Source organism: Fictibacillus sp. B-59209 (assembly GCF_036216745.1).
GTDB lineage: Bacteria > Bacillota > Bacilli > Bacillales > Fictibacillaceae > Fictibacillus_C > Fictibacillus_C marinisediminis.
The window spans coordinates 22815-39431 of the sequence record NZ_JARMMC010000016.1 but is presented as its reverse complement, the minus strand read 5'-3'; the positions used below and the strand labels follow the sequence as shown (position 1 = coordinate 39431).

Below are 16617 nucleotides of genomic sequence, written 5' to 3'. Positions count from 1 at the left end.
AAAGCCTGAAAGTGATCAGTCACTTTCAGGCTCTTTTATTTGTCCGGCGATGTGGGCCATATAGGTCCTAACGATGTTGATGTCTGATGTAGCACTTAACGTGCGGCTGCCCACCACGTCCTCCACTTCGTTAAAAATAAAAGAATCGTCTTTATCCAGTAAGAAGTCGATTCCGGCCATTCCCATCTCAAAATGGGACATTACTTTTTGAGCCAATACTTTTTGTTCCTCATTTAGATCGTAGAACTGAGCTTTTCCGCCGAGTGAAAAGTTCGCTCTGAAATCTTCGTCAGAACTTCGAAGGACTGCGCCGACGATCTGATCTCCGACGACAAATACCCGGACATCTCTTCCAGGATGAGCCGCAGGTTTTTGAATCACCCATTCTTGATGGGGATAGGTGGAAAGGGCCTCACGCAATTCTTGTTCGTCTGTTACAAGGTGGACCTGTGATCCGCCCCTTCCTGAAGATAACTTTGCAATTAAAGGAAAGTCAAAAGGCAAAGAATCAGGACGATATAAAGAAGGAGAGATGAAAAGGGTGTCCATCATGGGAATACCAGCCTCCGCCAGAAGCTGGTGTGTTCTTGCCTTATCATTGGCTACCCTGGAAACAAAAGAAGAGTTAAAGACTTTTACACCCAACTGTTCAAGCTGCTGAGAGAAGAGATGGTGAATCGTACGGACCACAGCAAACGCTGGCAAAGGGTCCTGACGCTTTTCGTAATAAATTGAAAGCTGATTTTTCGTTACACCAAATGCAAATCTTTCAGTGTATCGAAGTTCAAGGTCTAACCCGGCTGCTGCAGCCTCCTCTGTCATCCAGCTTATAAAGGAGGCATTCTTTTCAGCATCTTGTACACTGTAAATCAACCATCCCTTTTTATTCATGTGAGAGCCCTCTTTCTTTTAGATCATTGAGGATGAAATCCATCATATGCAGAGCTACATCAATTCCTGTACATTCATAAATGCTGCGGATATGAGCGTTGGAGTTGATCTCACAGACGAGGGGAGAGCCATCATTGCCAAACAGCAGGTCGACTCCAGCAAATGATGTCCCTGTAACTTCCGCACAGACTGCCGCCAGATCGATTTGTTCTTTGGTCGGTGTATAAGGCTTTGTTTTTCCGCCGAAACTGACATTTGCCCGGAAATCTGTCTCGGATTTTCTCAGCATGGAAGCAACAGCCTTGCCGCCTACGATATTGATGCGTACATCCCGTCCGTAGCTGGACTTGATCAATTCCTGGAATACATATTCGGTGTTTTTTAGAGATTTCATCAGGTCAAGCAGTTCCGGTTCATTTTCTACTAGGTGAACCTGCATACCAAACGATCCGTAGGCTTCTTTAATAACCATCGGAAAGCCGATTTCCTTTGCAATAGCAGAATAATGGCTTTCATCATGAAGGTCTCCAAATACTTTTGGTGCTATAATGGTTTTTGGAAAAAGGATTCCGCGGTCTGCGAGGGTTTGGTACATTCTCGACTTGTTGTCGCAGATTTCAATGGAATCGGCAGAATTATATAGTGGAATACCTAATTTTTCGAGTTGTTTGGCAAGGAAGATATCCTTGTCTCCAAAGATCACAAAATCAGGAGAGCTATTTTTATAGCTTCCAGAAATCATAGATTTTCCGTTCTTAAATGTAACGAGCAGGTCATTGTTTTTAATGATGGTGGGCTTAATGCCTTTTTTTTCAGCCGCTTTGGCCGTCCACTCGGCAAAGTCCATGAATTTTTTTTGGTGCAGGTTTCCGTTATAGATGATCCAGCAGGATGGTTGTGCCATTGTTGTCCTCCGTCCGTGTTACAAATACTATACCGTTATTTTATCGTTCCCAAGAATATATCACAATACGAAAGGGGAAGCGTGGATGTTTACATCTTATGAAGACATCAACCATGAACTGGAACTGACAGATGCAGGAGAGATGAAGATGGGCCTCGAACGCATGATGGCAATCCTTCAGAAACTCGGTAATCCGGAGAAAACCTTGCGCTGCATCCATGTGGCAGGAACGAATGGGAAGGGTTCTACCATCCAGATGATTCAAGCCATTCTCCGTGAACAAGGATATTCTGTAGGCACATTTACGTCTCCTTTTCTAGTTAACGTCAGAGAACATATTCAGCTCGATGGTAAATGGATTACAGATAAGGAATTGGAAAGAATCATAGAGAAGATGAAGCCTCTTGTCAGGGACGTGGAAAACGAAGGATTAGGCAGCCTGTCCGAGTTTGAGGCGGTGACAGTTGCTGCTTATGTTTTTTTCAGCCAGCGTGCACCGGATTTTTGCCTAGTAGAATCCGGACTTGGAGGACGGACCGATTCAACGAACGTGATCGTGCCTTTGCTTTCTATCATTACCAGCATTGGCTACGACCATATGAATCTTCTTGGCTCAAGCCTTTCAGAGATCGCCCATCATAAAGCGGGGATCATCAAGCCTTCTGTTCCTGTCATTACAGGTGCTGATCAGACTGAGGCTCTGTCTGTAATTGAAAAAACAGCCAAGGACAATCACTCGAAATGCTACAGACTGGGTAAAGAAATGTACACGGAGCGTATAAAGGCGTCAGAAGGGAATGAGATATTTTCCTATAGATCACCTTATTCAAACCGAACACTTATGGAAATTACCATGCCAGGAAAGCACCAAGTCAGCAATGCGGGATTAGCTTTAATGGCAATGGATCTCCTGAAATATGAGATAGGGTGGGTGATCGATGAGGAATCTATCACCAGTGGAATAAAAAAGGCGAAGTGGGCTGGCCGATTTGAGGTTGTAAACGACCGCCCAAAAATAATTTTGGATGGAGCCCACAATCCCGAGGGCATCCTGGCCTTAACGGAAACGTTAAAAAGCCATTTTCCCGGAAAAGCCATTCATGTGCTGTTTGCTGCATTAAGGGATAAAGACACTGGAAGCATGCTCAAACCGTTGGAGGAGATCAGTTCATCCATGATGTTTACTTCGTTTGAGCATCATCGAGCGGACAGTGCCCAATCCTTGTATGAAAAAAGTACTATGAAAAAAAAGCAATATGATGAGAATTTTGAGACCGCTCTTATGAATTTTCTTGAAACAGGTAATGAGCAAGATATCCTGCTAATCACAGGCTCCCTCTACTTTATTGGGGCGTGCAAGAAATTTTTAAAGAAAATAATTGGTAAGTAATTGAAATTTTCCAAACTTTTGTTACAATAAGTAGATAATAGTATTTACCTAGCTGTATGCAGGGTATAGAACTTTTGGCTCATGAAGGGGGACCGAGGGAACATGGATAAAAAAAGGCGGCTTGTTATGTGGATAGTATGGGTTATATTCTATCCAGCAGCAATTTGGACAGGCTACTCCCTGAATGATTTTCCTGCATCCATTTCTTTTTTTGATATTTCGGTATTAACGGTACTCACCGTGGTCGTTTCACTTTTCCCGATCAGAGTATTAAACTCCAATATTTCGCTTATTACCGGCATCTCGCTAGCGATTTTCCTTTACTATGGATTATTTCTCTCCCTGATCATCACTCAGATTGCTGTATTCTCATTAACTCTTAAGGTGTATTTCAGTACGAATGAGCATTATCGGTATTTAACCAATACATTGATGTTTGCCTGGATATCGGTAGGATCCGGCATCATATTTGAGCTGCTCGGGGGGCATACCGGCCCATACGACCTTAACAAAGGATTTTATTTAATACCGATTGCCGGATACATATTGGCACATTTCTTATTGAACCATCTCTTTTTATATGTGGTAAGAACATATGCGTTTGCACAAAAAGTTCGTTTTATTGAAAAAGATCTTTGGGTCGATATTATTTTTGAGATGCTGGTCATTCCTGTCGGCGTACTCCTTTATGTTCTCTATTCGCAGATTGGTACACCGGCCATTTTTTACGTGGGTTTTCCATTTTTAAGCCTGTCCATCATCATCAACTTGTACCATGCGAGCCAGCAGGTCAATGATCTCCTGCAAAAATCCAGTGAGATCGGCCAGCAGCTGTCTGAGCATCTGCAAGTAAATGACATACTGGATGTGTTCATTGATAAGCTGACTTCGTTTATTTTGGTCGATGGTGCTTATATCTTTGATGCAGAGTCCGGAGAATATTTTAAACTCATCCGGAAATACGAGAAAAATGAGGGCATGATCAAACATGATATTAAACTCCTCCGTACAGAAGGGGTGAGCGGAAAAGTTTGGGCAACTGGGAAGAGTATACTCTACTCATCAAAAAAACAATGGAGAGATACTTCTGAGAGCCATTTTAACGGGCACGGAGAATCTATTATTTCCGTTCCGATGATTCGAAGCCAGAAAATTGTTGGTGTCATTACGTTTATGAACCAGAAGAAAAAAACGTTTCAAAAACACCATCTGATGATTATGGAAATTCTGGCCAACTATTTAGCGGTAGCCATCGATAATGCAAAAAATTATGAAACAACAAAGCTCAAAAGCGAGCAATGCCCTTTGACGGGACTCTTTAATTACCGATATTTTGAGAATCTCCTCTCTCAAATGTATGATGAGTTTAATTATTTTCAGCGGGAGTTTTCTGTCATCCTTATGGACATTGACCATTTTAAAAAGGTTAACGATACATATGGACATCAAAGCGGTAACGAAGTGTTAATTCAATTGGCACGCCGTCTCGAACAATACATTGGGGAAAACGGCACAGTGGCAAGATATGGGGGAGAAGAATTCGTCATCATGCTTCCTCATACGAATGAGATGACTTGCTATCGCGTCGCAGAAGAACTGCGGAGCATTATATCCCTGCATCCGTTTCTCATTAAAGATGATCTAAAAGACAAACGCCATCATCAAATCTACATTACCGCCAGCATCGGTATTTCTACTGCTCCACTTCAGGGCGAAGATCCGCTCACTCTCCTGCGCAATGCAGACCGCGCCATGTACACCGGCGCCAAACAGCAGGGCAGGAACAAGGTTGCGAGGTATGTAGGATAGCCAAAAGGCCTTCTCATCGGAGAAGGCCTTTTTTTATTTCATATGAGGTTCAGCGATTGCAGGCTCATCAAGATCTGTAATCATCGGTTCGGATTCTTTAAGGTTGGCGTATGTTTCAATGATATCCGGATCGTAATTGATTTTTAACCGTGATAAGTTAATATCACTGGATTTTATGAGAGCTTCTTGGCCCTGGTTAGCGTACTTTCCAGCCAGTGCATTCAAAATGATTTTCCTTGCCGACAAGCCTCCATCTATAGAAATGTTTGATCCTACCCCATACATTTCAATATCTCTCTCGGAATAAAAAAATCCTTTTAAGTAGCTTGGATTATCATCGTATAGACTGTTGTTTTGAATATTAATATCTCCTTTGCTGAAAACAATCAAGGAACCAGGAGGTTTTAAAGATTCATTTAAACCATTTAATGTTGAATACTCAATGGTTGTTTTTCCGGTTACATAGATGAGTGATGCAAACTGTCCATTTACATTATTAATGGTTAAGTCACCGTCAACAAAAATAGGACCTCTGATTTGAATAGTTGGATAAGTATTAGGATTATTTGAAGCACTTTTTGACCCAATCTCTAAATCCCCTCCAATATAAGCTCCATTTGTAAACTCTAATCTGGAGATTTTATTGCTTTGTCCAGTGATCTCGGTATTGCCTGGAAAAGAAAACTGATTGATCGTGTTGTTTCCCTCAAGTATAAAAGAATCAAAGTTCGTTCCATTTTTATCGTAAGGATAAATCTTCAAACTCTTATATAAAGTATTTGAATCATTCATTCTGTTGTTTGGTAAAGGAATGGGGGAAACACCTGAATCATTCCAATTATATTTATAACTGTTTCTTTTTCCTGCAATTTCTATAATAGGAGGCCGGAAATTACTTTTAACAATCGACGGAACAGAAGAGGTAAAATAATTAACGGGTGAATTGGTTACATTCTGGTAAAAACTATTTGTAACATCCGGCTTGTTTAAATGGGCTTGATAATTGTTGCTGATACTTTTATACTCACTCTCATATTTTAATCCTGAAAAGTTAAAATTAAAAAAAGGAGCCGCGTCTGTAAAAGTAAAAAGATTACCTCCTAATGCTATTTTTGATTTTGTTGAAGAATCATTAGGAATAAGCTGTGGTGAAAGCGTATCGTTCCAGTAAGGAACAGTATAAGTTCCATAACTATAATTATAATTGTAAACTGTAGGGCCGCTGTCTTTTACAAATAAATTATTCGCTACATAGAGATCTCCTTTTATTTGAGAAGCTCCTTGAAGGTACATATTTCCTTCTCCTGGAAGACAATTCTTTGATAAACAAAACGAACCCAATGCATACTTCAATATTTCAGGAGCATTACCAGTTCCAAAAGATATGGTTCGTTTCAATAGCTTTGTCTGGTTCTTGACGTTAGCTTCCACTTGAATCGTGACACTTTTCCGGTTAGGAGTTGTGCTGCTCGTATCTGTAAACTGTATATCTTTTACTGTATACGTTCCATTTCCGCTTGGATTGATGGTTTTTCCGATAACTTGTCCTTTGACAAAATTAATTACGCTTGTGAAGGTGGCTGGGAACTGGCTGACCAGAATTCCGTTTCCTATTTCTGTTTTAAGTTTATTGTTAATCTTGGCTGCGGTATAATCCATGCCTTTTTCGGCAAGATAGGTAGCCTGTACTTCAGCTTCCCTGGTACTTGTCTGTTTTGCCCCGTTTATCGTCGTACTGATTAACGTCAATCCTATTATGGCGAACACTGCAGAGATTAATAGTACAAGAGTTAATGTTGATCCTTTTTCATCTAAACGGAACCTCACTAGTTTCCGCCTCCCCCCAGCAGGCTGATCTGACTGTTCAATGCCAATGGCTTCGCTTTATCTGATTTTGTGCTTTTTATTTTCATCTTGATCTTTATCGTATTCGCCGTTGTATCCAGCTCAAGCACCGAACCGCTGAGATCAAAATCTGAATTGTTGAGGGCAGTAGAATTAAGGACAGCGTTCGAGCCGTCGAAGCCAAATTTTTGTTCGGTCTGTTTCCCTTTGTCCAGAATGATGACATTATTTTTATCGGTTGAAAGTAAAGCGTCTTTAGCTGGGTAGACGGCGTTCATAAATTGGGTCATGATGAGATCGGCTTCATCACGAATCAGGGTTTCTGTATATGTTTTTTTGTAGCTGTTCATGCCGTTAAAAAAAACAAAATAAGCGACGGCTGATATGATAAGCATGATCGACAGGCTAAGCAATAGCTCCACAAGGGTTAAACCGCGTTCATTTTTTATTCTTTTTTTCATGGAGTGGAAGTCCCTTTCCATTTGGTATTCAAATAATTGCCCTCAACAGTAACAAAGCGGTCCTTGCCGTCGTTATAGTCAACTCTTGCTGTAAACGGAACGAGTTTTTCATTCCATTCGTCCGTCTGTCCGTTTGTAATCAAAAGCTTTACGGTATAGTTCGTGTTATTGATCAAGTGCTTATAGAAACCAGAGCATTGATCCTGAGTTAAAAGACTCGTTTGAACACAAGTATCATAGTTCATGTTAGCCGCTTGTTGAACGGCAGGTGTAAGTGCTGTCACATCCTTAGGCGGAGACGCTTCGACGGCCTCAACAATTTGTCTGGCAAGGTTAACTGCCACCAATTTCTTGTTGTTTTGTTCGGAATAGGCGTTGGCCTGCAAGAAAAAACGGGAAACAGCAGCCGTTAGAATGATAAGAATTGTAAATGAAATAAGTACTTCTACTAATGTAAAACCGGATTCGGCTGTCTTCTTCAAAAAAAATCCCCCCGCAAAGGTTCTTTCCAATTAATAGTTTTTATTATACAATTTGTTTACAGAAATTTGATATATTTTGTAATAAAAGAAATAATTTTATCAAATGGTTGAATTTTACAGAGGGGAATGGAGGCAATTGGCTCTTTATTTTATAGCAATAATTGGCGCGATACTTGTTACAGCCTTGCTTTATTTTGGACCGGGCTTCATACCGAAGAAAAATAAATTGTTGCTGGCTGTGACCGCAATCCTACTCTCGTTCATTGGATTGATTGCTGCAGGTTACCTGCCGTTTTGGCATACAGCAGGTCTCATGGCGGGACTCTCATTCATTGCCGCCTACATAACGGAGAAAAAACTGGGAGCCATACCTGCCGATCAAGCTGGATGGGAAGCAATTCCGTTAACAGCGGAGCCGGCCGGATTAACACAAAACGATAGTTTACTAGGGCCCGAGAGCCGCAGTATTCAAGTGGTTCACCATGTGGACACTGCTGAACAACAGTCTCCATTACCAGTGGAGAGTGAAGTTGAACAAGAGCTTGAAGTATTTCAGGACTTGCCGAACCAACTTGAGAACGTGGAAATTCCGGAACTGGAGGAAATAGCTGTTCCTGTTGAACCTGAAACAATTCTGGAAGAAGCAGAAAATACGGATGAATTTGATTTCCTCGTAAAAGGACGAAAGACAGAGCCGGTTATGGAGGAAGAGACGCAGCCTGAGGAACATTCTGCTGAGATTGCTCACGGACGCGAGCAGATGCTGGGAGAATTGGAAGAGCTAGGAGAGTTGTCTGAAGTACAGGTATCAGAAATTGAAGACCAGGCATCTGCTGAGGAAAAAACAACAGACATCGCTCAGCCAGAGGATTTGGAAGAGACTGAAGTTCAAGCTGCAAGTGAGCTTGAAGATAAGCTTGAAGATTTGGAAGACTTGATCCAACTTGATGTGTTGACTGAACAAGATTCAGAGGATTCTGAGGAGAATGAGGCAGAGGCCGTATTGCCAGATGTTATGGAAGAAAAAAAGGCAGATCTGTCACCAGACATTCTTGAATTTATGATCGAACAGGTGAGCTGGGTGAGGGAACATGGCGAGAGAGCAGAATTCGAAAGCGTGCTGAAAACGGTTTTGCAGCAGCAGCTTTCACCTAAAGATTATTATATCTTTTCAGGTTTACTGAGGGATTTTTATATTCAGGAAAAGGAAAATCTCAAGCTTGCATCATTGTTATCAGAGTTGAAAGAACGCTATTCGGAGTATGGTGTGATAAAAAATGAAATAGAGTACTATTTTACTACTTACCTAATTCCGGAAGATATAGTACAATAATTTGGTGTTGCATGATAATATTACCATTTTAGATAGAATTGAGTGATGAGTGTGAAGAAGAGCAACCAATTTGTCGGCTTGCCGATTATCAGCATCAATGAAGGAGCAGAAATCGGAACAGTGAAGTCCCTGGTGATCAACGCACAGCAGGGGAGCGTTGACTTTTTAACTGTAGAACATGAGGACTGGCAGATCAGTGTAAGGGCGGTTCCGTTTAAAAAAATCGTGGGTGTCGGTGAATTTGCTGTAACCATCGAAGACCGCAATTCTATTTTCGATTTAACAGAGATACCGATTGCCAACGAACTAGTACAGAAAAAAATCAGTATTTCGGGAGCTAGAGTCATTGACCGCAAAGGGCAGCTGCTTGGTGAAGTCGGTGAATTTTATATTAACGAAGATAACGGATCGATCCTTGGTCTGACGATCGGTATGAATGATAAAGAGGTAGTCTTGAAATCGGAATTTGTGGTGACCTTTGGACGTGATTTAATCGTGGTGAAGGAAGAAAGCCAGTTACATTTTTTAAATGAACCAGAACAGCTAATCGAGCCTGAACAGACTTTAGAAAAATTGACACTCGATCGATTCGCGAACGAAGATCCGCTAAAAGAAAAACAGTTAGAACTGTTAAATGGTAAGCGTGCTTCCAAAGACATTTATTCAAAAACAGGTAATTTAATTATCCCAAGCGGAACACTGCTCAGCAGAGAAGATATTGTAAAAGCTCGTGAGGAAGGCCCTTCTGTCATGGTTGAGCTATCCATGAACGTGGCTGACTAAAAAAGGGGGGAGGGAATTTGGCGCAACCAGAATTTAAGAACACACGGTTCCTAATGATTTTTGGTATTCTTTGCCTTTCCTCCTTTTTTATTTTTGGCGTTTCTCTCTACGGCTCAAACTTATACAATAAATCATTCGGAGAAGAAATAAAAAATAAGGGGGTCCAAGTAGGGCCGGTTTCTTTGGGAAATAAAACAAACGCAGATGCACTAGGGTTACTTGATAAGAAGGTTGCTGATTGGAAAAAGAGTTCAAGCATCCTTTTGGCTTATAACGAAAAACAAGTTATTCTCCCTGCTGGAGCCGTGGCTTTTCGGATCTCCGAAAGCCTGAACCAGGCGAAAGAAGGTGACAATCCTCTTCTCGTTGATGTAAAGCAGGAAAAAGTGACAGCCTCTTTAAAAAAGTTTAAAGATAAAGGTCTGGAAAAATCATTGAATATGGATTTGCTTCTCCACCAAATAAGAGAGACGGCATCCATCCTTGCTTCCGGCCAGACCGTACTTAAACTTGGAGACTTTTATGCTGAACAAAATCTTGAACCAGTTAAAGTAAGCACAGCTAAAGTGCCATTGGAATATGAATATTTTTTATTGGAGGACTGGGTCAAAGCACTCAACGGCTATCAAATTGAACCGGGTGCTATCTTTTCTTTGCGTGAAGTCATGGAGAAAAAGGGCCTTCAGCCGAAAGATTCTGATGATCTGGCTCTTCTTGCAAGCTCAATTTATTCGGTGGTAGCTAAGTCCAATTTTGGAATGATTGAAAGGAATACTTCTAGGGAGCTTCCTGGTTTTATTAAATTGGGCTTTGAAGCAGCAGTTGATCCGGATGAGCAGGATCTCGTATTCCAAAATCCGAATCCGGGTTCTTATATCCTTGGCATGAGCTATAAAAAGAAAACGGTTAAAGTCTCTCTTGTCGGAGCTCCATTTCCGTTTACATATAAAACAGCGGTTAAGAAAACAGTATATGATCCAAGGACAATCGTTCAATATAACAAAGATATGGACCCTGGCGCTATCGAGCTTTTACAGGCAGGAGAGAAGGGGATTTTGGCTGCGGTTTTCAGAGTATCTTATGATGGGGCAGGCAAAGTCGTTGAAAAAACAAAGCTTTCAGAGGACTTCTATCCTCCGGTTCCTCGGATGGAAAAACGCGGGTTTCCGATAGAAACGGCAACTGACGGTACATCTCCTGCCGATCCGGGGACGACGGATCCAGGCAGTTCAACAGATCCCGGAACATCAACAGATCCCGGATCATCAACGGACCCGGGGCCTTCAACACCTGCTGTTCCAGGAACTTCCGGAACCGTAACGTATCCGCCGTTACCCGAAATACCCTCAGGTGATATCGCGAGAAAAAGATTGAATGATTCAAACACACAGTCTGCGGCTGGCCAGAATAACCTTCAGTCGGATAAGGGAGATAAACAGGAGTGAGCGGAATGATAAGCCAGCGAAAAAGACTTGGTGACATTTTGGTTGAAGCCGGACTCCTTTCGGAAGAGCAGTTGATGCAGACGTTAAAGGAGAAAATAAAATCACAAAAGCTCGGCGATGCGCTTATTGAGAGAGGTTACATCACAGAGCAGCAGCTGATAGAAGTGCTTGAATTTCAGCTCGGCATACCGCATATCAGCCTTTTCCGCTACCCCATCGAGGAACAGATCGTATCGATTGTTCCGGGAGACGTGGCTAAGAGGTACCAGCTCATTCCTCTAAAAAAAGAAGGAGACAAACTGCTCGTCGCGATGGCGGATCCGATGGATTTTACAGCGATCGATGACCTGCGTCTGTCCACAGGATTTCAGATTGAGCGTGCCATTGCGACGAAAGACGATATCTTAAAGGCGCATAACAAGTTTTATAATATGGACGAATCGATGAGCGAGCTAATGGATCTGCTTCCGCAAGGTTCAGTTTTAAGCGATGAGAGCCGCATCACGGAAGAAGATTCACCGATCGTAAAGCTCGTTAATCAGATCATCCTGCAGGCGGTGCTTCAAAAGGCGTCAGACATCCATTTTGATCCGCAGGAAACGAAATTAGCTGTGCGCTACAGGAACGACGGTATGCTGAAAACAGACCGGAATCTGCCAAAACACATGCAGAACATGCTGACTGCCAGAATTAAAATCATGGCTAACTTGAACATTACCGAAAGCCGGCTTCCTCAGGACGGCAGGATAAAAATGAACGCGGATATGCATCCGGTAGATCTGCGTGTCTCCACGCTTCCGACCATATATGGAGAAAAAATCGTTCTTCGTATCCTGGATCTGGGAAGCTCTCTGAACAATTTGGATAACCTCGGCTTCAACAAGCTGAACTATCAAAGGTTTACGCAGCTGATCGAGCAGCCCAACGGCATCGTATTGATCACAGGTCCGACGGGTTCCGGAAAGTCATCCACGCTGTATGCCGCGCTTAATCGTCTGAACGATGAAGAGTCTAACATTGTTACGGTTGAAGACCCGGTAGAATACCAGCTCGAGGGCATCAACCAGATTCAGGTAAACAGCAATGTCGGACTGACATTTGCCAACGGTCTGAGAGCGATCCTGAGGCAGGACCCCGATGTTGTCATGGTCGGTGAGATTCGGGATACGGAAACAGCAGAAATCGCCGTGCGGGCTTCCTTAACAGGACACCTTGTATTAAGTACGATTCATACGAACGATTCGATCGGCACTATTGCCCGATTAACGGATATGGGCGTTGAGCCGTTCCTCGTGGCCGCTTCTCTTTCCGGAATCGTCGCACAGCGCCTCGTCCGCAGAGTCTGCCGGGACTGCCAGAAGCAATATAAAGCGACAGAACGTGAAAAAGAAATCTTTTCCAAGAGGGGCATGAAAATCGAGGTTGTAACTCGCGGCAAAGGATGCGGAACATGCAACATGACAGGCTACAAAGGGCGCCTTGCTATTCACGAGATCTTAGTCGTGGACGAGCATATCCGGCAGCTTATCATGAATAACCGTCCGATGCTTGAAGTCCGTGAATATGCCTTAAAGAGCGGCACTATCTTTTTGATCGATGACGGGCTGCTTAAAGTGAAAAAAGGACTAACAACAACTGAAGAGATCCTGCGGGTAGCCACGAGTGAGTAGGTGTAAATGATGAAAGAAAAATTGGAATTATGGCTGAGGGCAGCTATTCAGCTGAGAGCATCGGATGTTCACTTAACCGTTGGCATGCCGCCGGTTTTCCGGATTAATGGTGATTTAAAAAAATACGGAAACGAGCCGCTGCTGCCGGAAGACACGTACGGGATTGCCCGGTCGATTATTCCTTCTGAAAGCTATGAAACCTTCAAAGAAAAGGGAGAACTTGATTTTTCCTACGGCATAAAAGGAGTATCCCGTTTCAGGATCAATACATACCATCAGCGGTCGTGTGTCAGTCTGGCGATCCGGGTTATTCCTACAAGCATCCCGACTCTGGAGGATCTTGCCCTTCCTGATACGTTAAAAAAGATGGCAGCAAAGCCGCAAGGGCTGATCCTGGTAACAGGGCCGACGGGAAGCGGGAAATCGACCACTCAAGCTTCTATCATTGATTATATGAACCGCACGATGCGACGCCATATCATCACACTTGAAGACCCGATTGAGTACTTGCACCGGCACAATACGTGCATCATCGACCAGCGTGAAGTCGGGTTTGATACGGCAAACTTTGCTAACGGGCTTCGTTCATCGCTCAGACAGGATCCTGATGTCATTCTGCTGGGGGAAATGAGAGATTTGGAGACGATCTCAACAGCCATAACTGCTGCGGAAACGGGACATTTGGTGTTAGGAACGCTTCATACAAGCAGTGCACCGTCCACGATCGACCGGATCATAGACGTGTTTCCGCCGAATCAGCAGGGACAGATCCGCATTCAGCTGGCTTCCGTGCTTGTCGGTATTCTTTCACAGCGATTGTTCCCAACTCCTGATAAGAATGGAAGAAAAGCCGTAACAGAAATTCTTTTAAACAACTCTGCAGTTGCCAACTTGATCCGCAATGAGAAAATTCACCAGATCCATAATGTCATGCAGACGAGCAAGGCATCGGGCATGCATACCTTTGAGATGTCGCTGAAGGAAGCGTTGGAACGGCAGGAAATATTAAAAGAGTCGGCTGAGCCTTACCTTCAGGAGAGGAGTTACTAGCATGCCGCAATTTCAATATACCGGCAGGGACAGGACCGGCAAAAAGAAAACCGGTACCATTATCGGAATTTCTAAACGGGAAGTGGTGCTCAAGCTCCGTGAGAAAGGCATCGCGGTCATGGAGCTGCATGATGCAAAGCAGACTCTCTTGAACAAAGAGATTTCCATCGGGCCGCGGGTAAAGTCCCAGCAGTTTGTTATTTTTCTTCGGCAGTTTTCCACCTTGCTGAAAGCCGGTGTCTCAGTGGTTGACTCAACTTCAATCCTTGCCGGCCAGACCGAAAGCAAGGCATTGAAAAAGGTACTGATTGATGTGGAAGAAGAGCTGAGACAAGGGAATCCACTCTCGGCAGCGATGGGGAAACACCCTTCAATCTTTCCTTCCATCGTCATCAATATGATTGCAGCTGGAGAACTTGGGGGCAGTTTGGAGGAAACGTTATCCAGACTTGCTGATTTTTTTGAGAAGCAGCACTACACGAGGCAGAAGATCATTTCAGCGATGACGTATCCGGCCATCGTCGGAGTCGTCGCCGTTGGGGTAGTTATATTCTTGCTGGCAAAGGTTGTGCCGACGTTTGCTTCCATGCTTGAAGAGGCTGGAGGAGAGCTTCCGGGTATTACAAAGTTCGTTCTCTCAGCCAGTCATTTTGTTCAGGGATATTGGTGGATTATCTTGGTGCTTGTTTTTCTATTTTCTCTATCAATCTATCTCATCAGAAAAAAATCATCTGGTAAATATTACCTAGATTATGCTATATTGAAATTACCATTATTCGGTAAAATGTTACAAAAGTCCTCATTGGCACGGATGGCTCGTACCTTAAGTTCACTGTTCTCCAGTTCCGTGCCTGTGCTGCAGGCTCTATCAATAGTGGAAAAGGTAGTAGAAAACGAGGTGGTTGCCCGAGTACTGAGACAATCAAGAGGCGCACTTGAGAGAGGGCAGCGTTTAGCTGAACCGATGAAAGAACACTGGATCTTTCCACCGCTTGTTACACAGATGATCGCGATCGGTGAGGAAACAGGATCGCTCGATGCGATGCTTGGAAAAGTAGCTGATTTCTATGAAAAAGAGGTTGAAACCGCGACCGATCGGCTCAAATCCTTAATTGAACCGCTCATGATCGTCTTTCTTGCCTCGGTGGTCGGCACAATAGTTATATCCATCATTGTGCCTATGTTTAAAATCTATGATTCTGTCGGAAAGTAGTCGGAAAGTTATAAAAATTTCCTGAAGCAAACCGATATATAAGAAAAAAGGAGGAATACGGATGCGTAAGTTAATGCAAAAGTATTTAAAAAATGAAAAAGGGCTAACACTTATTGAGCTATTGGTTGTCGTAGTTATTTTGGGGATCATTGCAGGGATTGCTGTTTTGAGTATTGGAGGGATTTTAGATAATTCCAAGAAGGATGCGCATGTTGCGAATGCTCAGCAAATGGTAACGTCAGCAAAAATGTGGGTAACAGGCAACGCTAACGGGAGTAATTTCACAGGTGATACAGTTACTTTAAAACTATCAAAGCTATATAGTGAAAATCTAATAGATACAATGAAAGATCCAGACGGCGGGAATTACGATGCCAATACAAGCTTTGTTACAATAGCTAAATCAGGTAATGCTTTTACTTATACTGTTAAATTGGTTGGTTCTAAAAGAAATATTCCTGCAACGCTTTCTGAAAATCTAGAACGCTCAAAAGTTAGAGATAATTAAAAAAATTAGTTTAACCCTCTCGATATATTGAGAGGGTTAAACTAAATCAAAGGAAATTGACATGATACCATTTTTATCAATTTTTATATTAATAATTGGGCACTTACTTGGCTCCTTCCTCAACGTAGTCGGCTTACGTATCCCAAACAACGAATCGATCGTACATCCAGGCTCCCACTGTACAACCTGCGACCGTAACCTTAACTGGTATGAACTCATTCCTGTCTTTTCTTGGATTTTTCAAAAAGGGAAATGCCGAGGCTGTCAAACGAAAATATCAGCTCTCTACCCGGTAACAGAATTATCCACGGCAATTCTTTTTACGATTTCGCCACTGGTGGTGGGATGGTCAAAGGAACTGCTTGTTTCCTGGTCCTTAATCTCGCTTCTTATTATAGTTACAGTTTCAGATATCAAGTACATGATTATTCCGGATAAGGTTCTACTATTCTTTGCTCCTATATTCATCATTTTGCGTATTTTTATCCCTCTCGATCCATGGTGGGATCCTGTTGCTGGCTTTGCTCTCGGTTTCGGGCTGCTGTTCCTCATTGCTGTTGTATCAAAAGGAGGAATGGGCGGCGGAGACATCAAGCTGATGGGAGTTCTTGGCATCGTCCTTGGCTGGAAGGCAACGTTGCTAGCTTTTATGCTGGCCACGCTGTTTGGAGCAGTGCTCGGGGTTGCGGGTTTGGCGTTAAAGCTTGTGAAAAGAGGGCAGCCGATTCCGTTTGGCCCCTATATTGTACTTGGCACTCTCGTATCCTACTTTTTTTATCACGAGATCATCAAATGGTACTTTCAATTAATGAACTGAGTTGAACATAGACAGA

Annotated in this window: 15 protein-coding genes; 10 read left to right on the top strand and 5 right to left on the bottom strand. The window is 42.9% G+C overall.

Annotated features, from left to right (window positions below; translation table 11 throughout):
• Window positions 1-15: 15 nt before the first annotated feature.
• Complete coding sequence (locus P4361_RS12005; RefSeq protein WP_256226232.1) at window positions 16-891, bottom strand: ATP-grasp domain-containing protein; 876 nt, start codon at window positions 889-891, stop codon at window positions 16-18.
• Window positions 884-1795, bottom strand: a complete 912-nt coding sequence (locus P4361_RS12000; RefSeq protein ID WP_062234085.1) for an ATP-grasp domain-containing protein — start codon at window positions 1793-1795, stop codon at window positions 884-886. Before P4361_RS12000 ends, P4361_RS12005 begins: the two co-directional genes overlap by 8 nt.
• 85 nt (window positions 1796-1880) lie before the next feature.
• On the opposite strand from P4361_RS12000, the gene P4361_RS11995 reads away from it, so the two are divergent.
• Complete coding sequence (locus P4361_RS11995) at window positions 1881-3185, top strand: folylpolyglutamate synthase/dihydrofolate synthase family protein (RefSeq protein ID WP_328089579.1); 1305 nt, start codon at window positions 1881-1883, stop codon at window positions 3183-3185.
• Window positions 3186-3311: 126 nt separating this feature from the next.
• Window positions 3312-4994: a sensor domain-containing diguanylate cyclase gene (locus tag P4361_RS11990; RefSeq protein WP_265410058.1), complete on the top strand. Its 1683-nt coding sequence runs from the start codon at window positions 3312-3314 to the stop codon at window positions 4992-4994.
• Between the two features lie 33 nt (window positions 4995-5027).
• Here the strand turns inward: P4361_RS11990 and P4361_RS11985 are convergent, their stop codons facing one another.
• The 3 genes from P4361_RS11985 to P4361_RS11975 form a co-directional block, all read right to left on the bottom strand.
• Window positions 5028-6653 carry a hypothetical protein gene (locus tag P4361_RS11985; protein ID WP_328089578.1) on the bottom strand — a complete coding sequence of 542 codons (1626 nt, stop codon included), beginning with the start codon at window positions 6651-6653 and terminating at the stop codon, window positions 5028-5030.
• Between the two features lie 167 nt (window positions 6654-6820).
• Window positions 6821-7300 (bottom strand): prepilin-type N-terminal cleavage/methylation domain-containing protein, encoded by a 480-nt coding sequence (locus P4361_RS11980; RefSeq protein WP_328089577.1) that lies wholly within the window; start codon window positions 7298-7300, stop codon window positions 6821-6823.
• The gene (locus tag P4361_RS11975) at window positions 7297-7782 is read right to left on the bottom strand and encodes a prepilin-type N-terminal cleavage/methylation domain-containing protein (RefSeq protein ID WP_328089575.1); all 486 of its coding nucleotides are present in this window, start codon (window positions 7780-7782) and stop codon (window positions 7297-7299) included. Before P4361_RS11975 ends, P4361_RS11980 begins: the two co-directional genes overlap by 4 nt.
• 136 nt (window positions 7783-7918) lie before the next feature.
• Between P4361_RS11975 and P4361_RS11970 the strand changes: the two genes are divergently transcribed.
• The 8 genes from P4361_RS11970 to P4361_RS11935 all read left to right on the top strand — a co-directional run bounded on the left by P4361_RS11970 (window position 7919) and on the right by P4361_RS11935 (window position 16601).
• Entirely contained in the window at window positions 7919-9115 is a 1197-nt protein-coding gene (locus P4361_RS11970) for a hypothetical protein (RefSeq protein ID WP_328089574.1), read from the top strand.
• 51 nt (window positions 9116-9166) lie between these two features.
• Complete coding sequence (locus P4361_RS11965; RefSeq protein WP_328089572.1) at window positions 9167-9898, top strand: PRC-barrel domain-containing protein; 732 nt, start codon at window positions 9167-9169, stop codon at window positions 9896-9898.
• Between the two features lie 17 nt (window positions 9899-9915).
• Entirely contained in the window at window positions 9916-11343 is a 1428-nt protein-coding gene (locus P4361_RS11960) for a G5 domain-containing protein (RefSeq protein ID WP_328089571.1), read from the top strand.
• Between the two features lie 5 nt (window positions 11344-11348).
• Entirely contained in the window at window positions 11349-13013 is a 1665-nt protein-coding gene (locus P4361_RS11955; protein ID WP_328089570.1) for a GspE/PulE family protein, read from the top strand.
• Window positions 13014-13022: 9 nt separating this feature from the next.
• A complete protein-coding gene (locus P4361_RS11950) occupies window positions 13023-14063 on the top strand; it encodes a type IV pilus twitching motility protein PilT (protein WP_328089597.1) in 1041 nt (346 codons plus the stop codon).
• Between the two features lies 1 nt (window position 14064).
• Window positions 14065-15276, top strand: a complete 1212-nt coding sequence (locus tag P4361_RS11945) for a type II secretion system F family protein (RefSeq protein ID WP_328089569.1) — start codon at window positions 14065-14067, stop codon at window positions 15274-15276.
• Window positions 15277-15337: 61 nt separating this feature from the next.
• Complete coding sequence (locus tag P4361_RS11940) at window positions 15338-15784, top strand: type II secretion system protein (RefSeq protein ID WP_328089567.1); 447 nt, start codon at window positions 15338-15340, stop codon at window positions 15782-15784.
• Window positions 15785-15845: 61 nt separating this feature from the next.
• Window positions 15846-16601: an A24 family peptidase gene (locus tag P4361_RS11935; RefSeq protein ID WP_328089566.1), complete on the top strand. Its 756-nt coding sequence runs from the start codon at window positions 15846-15848 to the stop codon at window positions 16599-16601.
• Window positions 16602-16617: the final 16 nt, after the last annotated feature.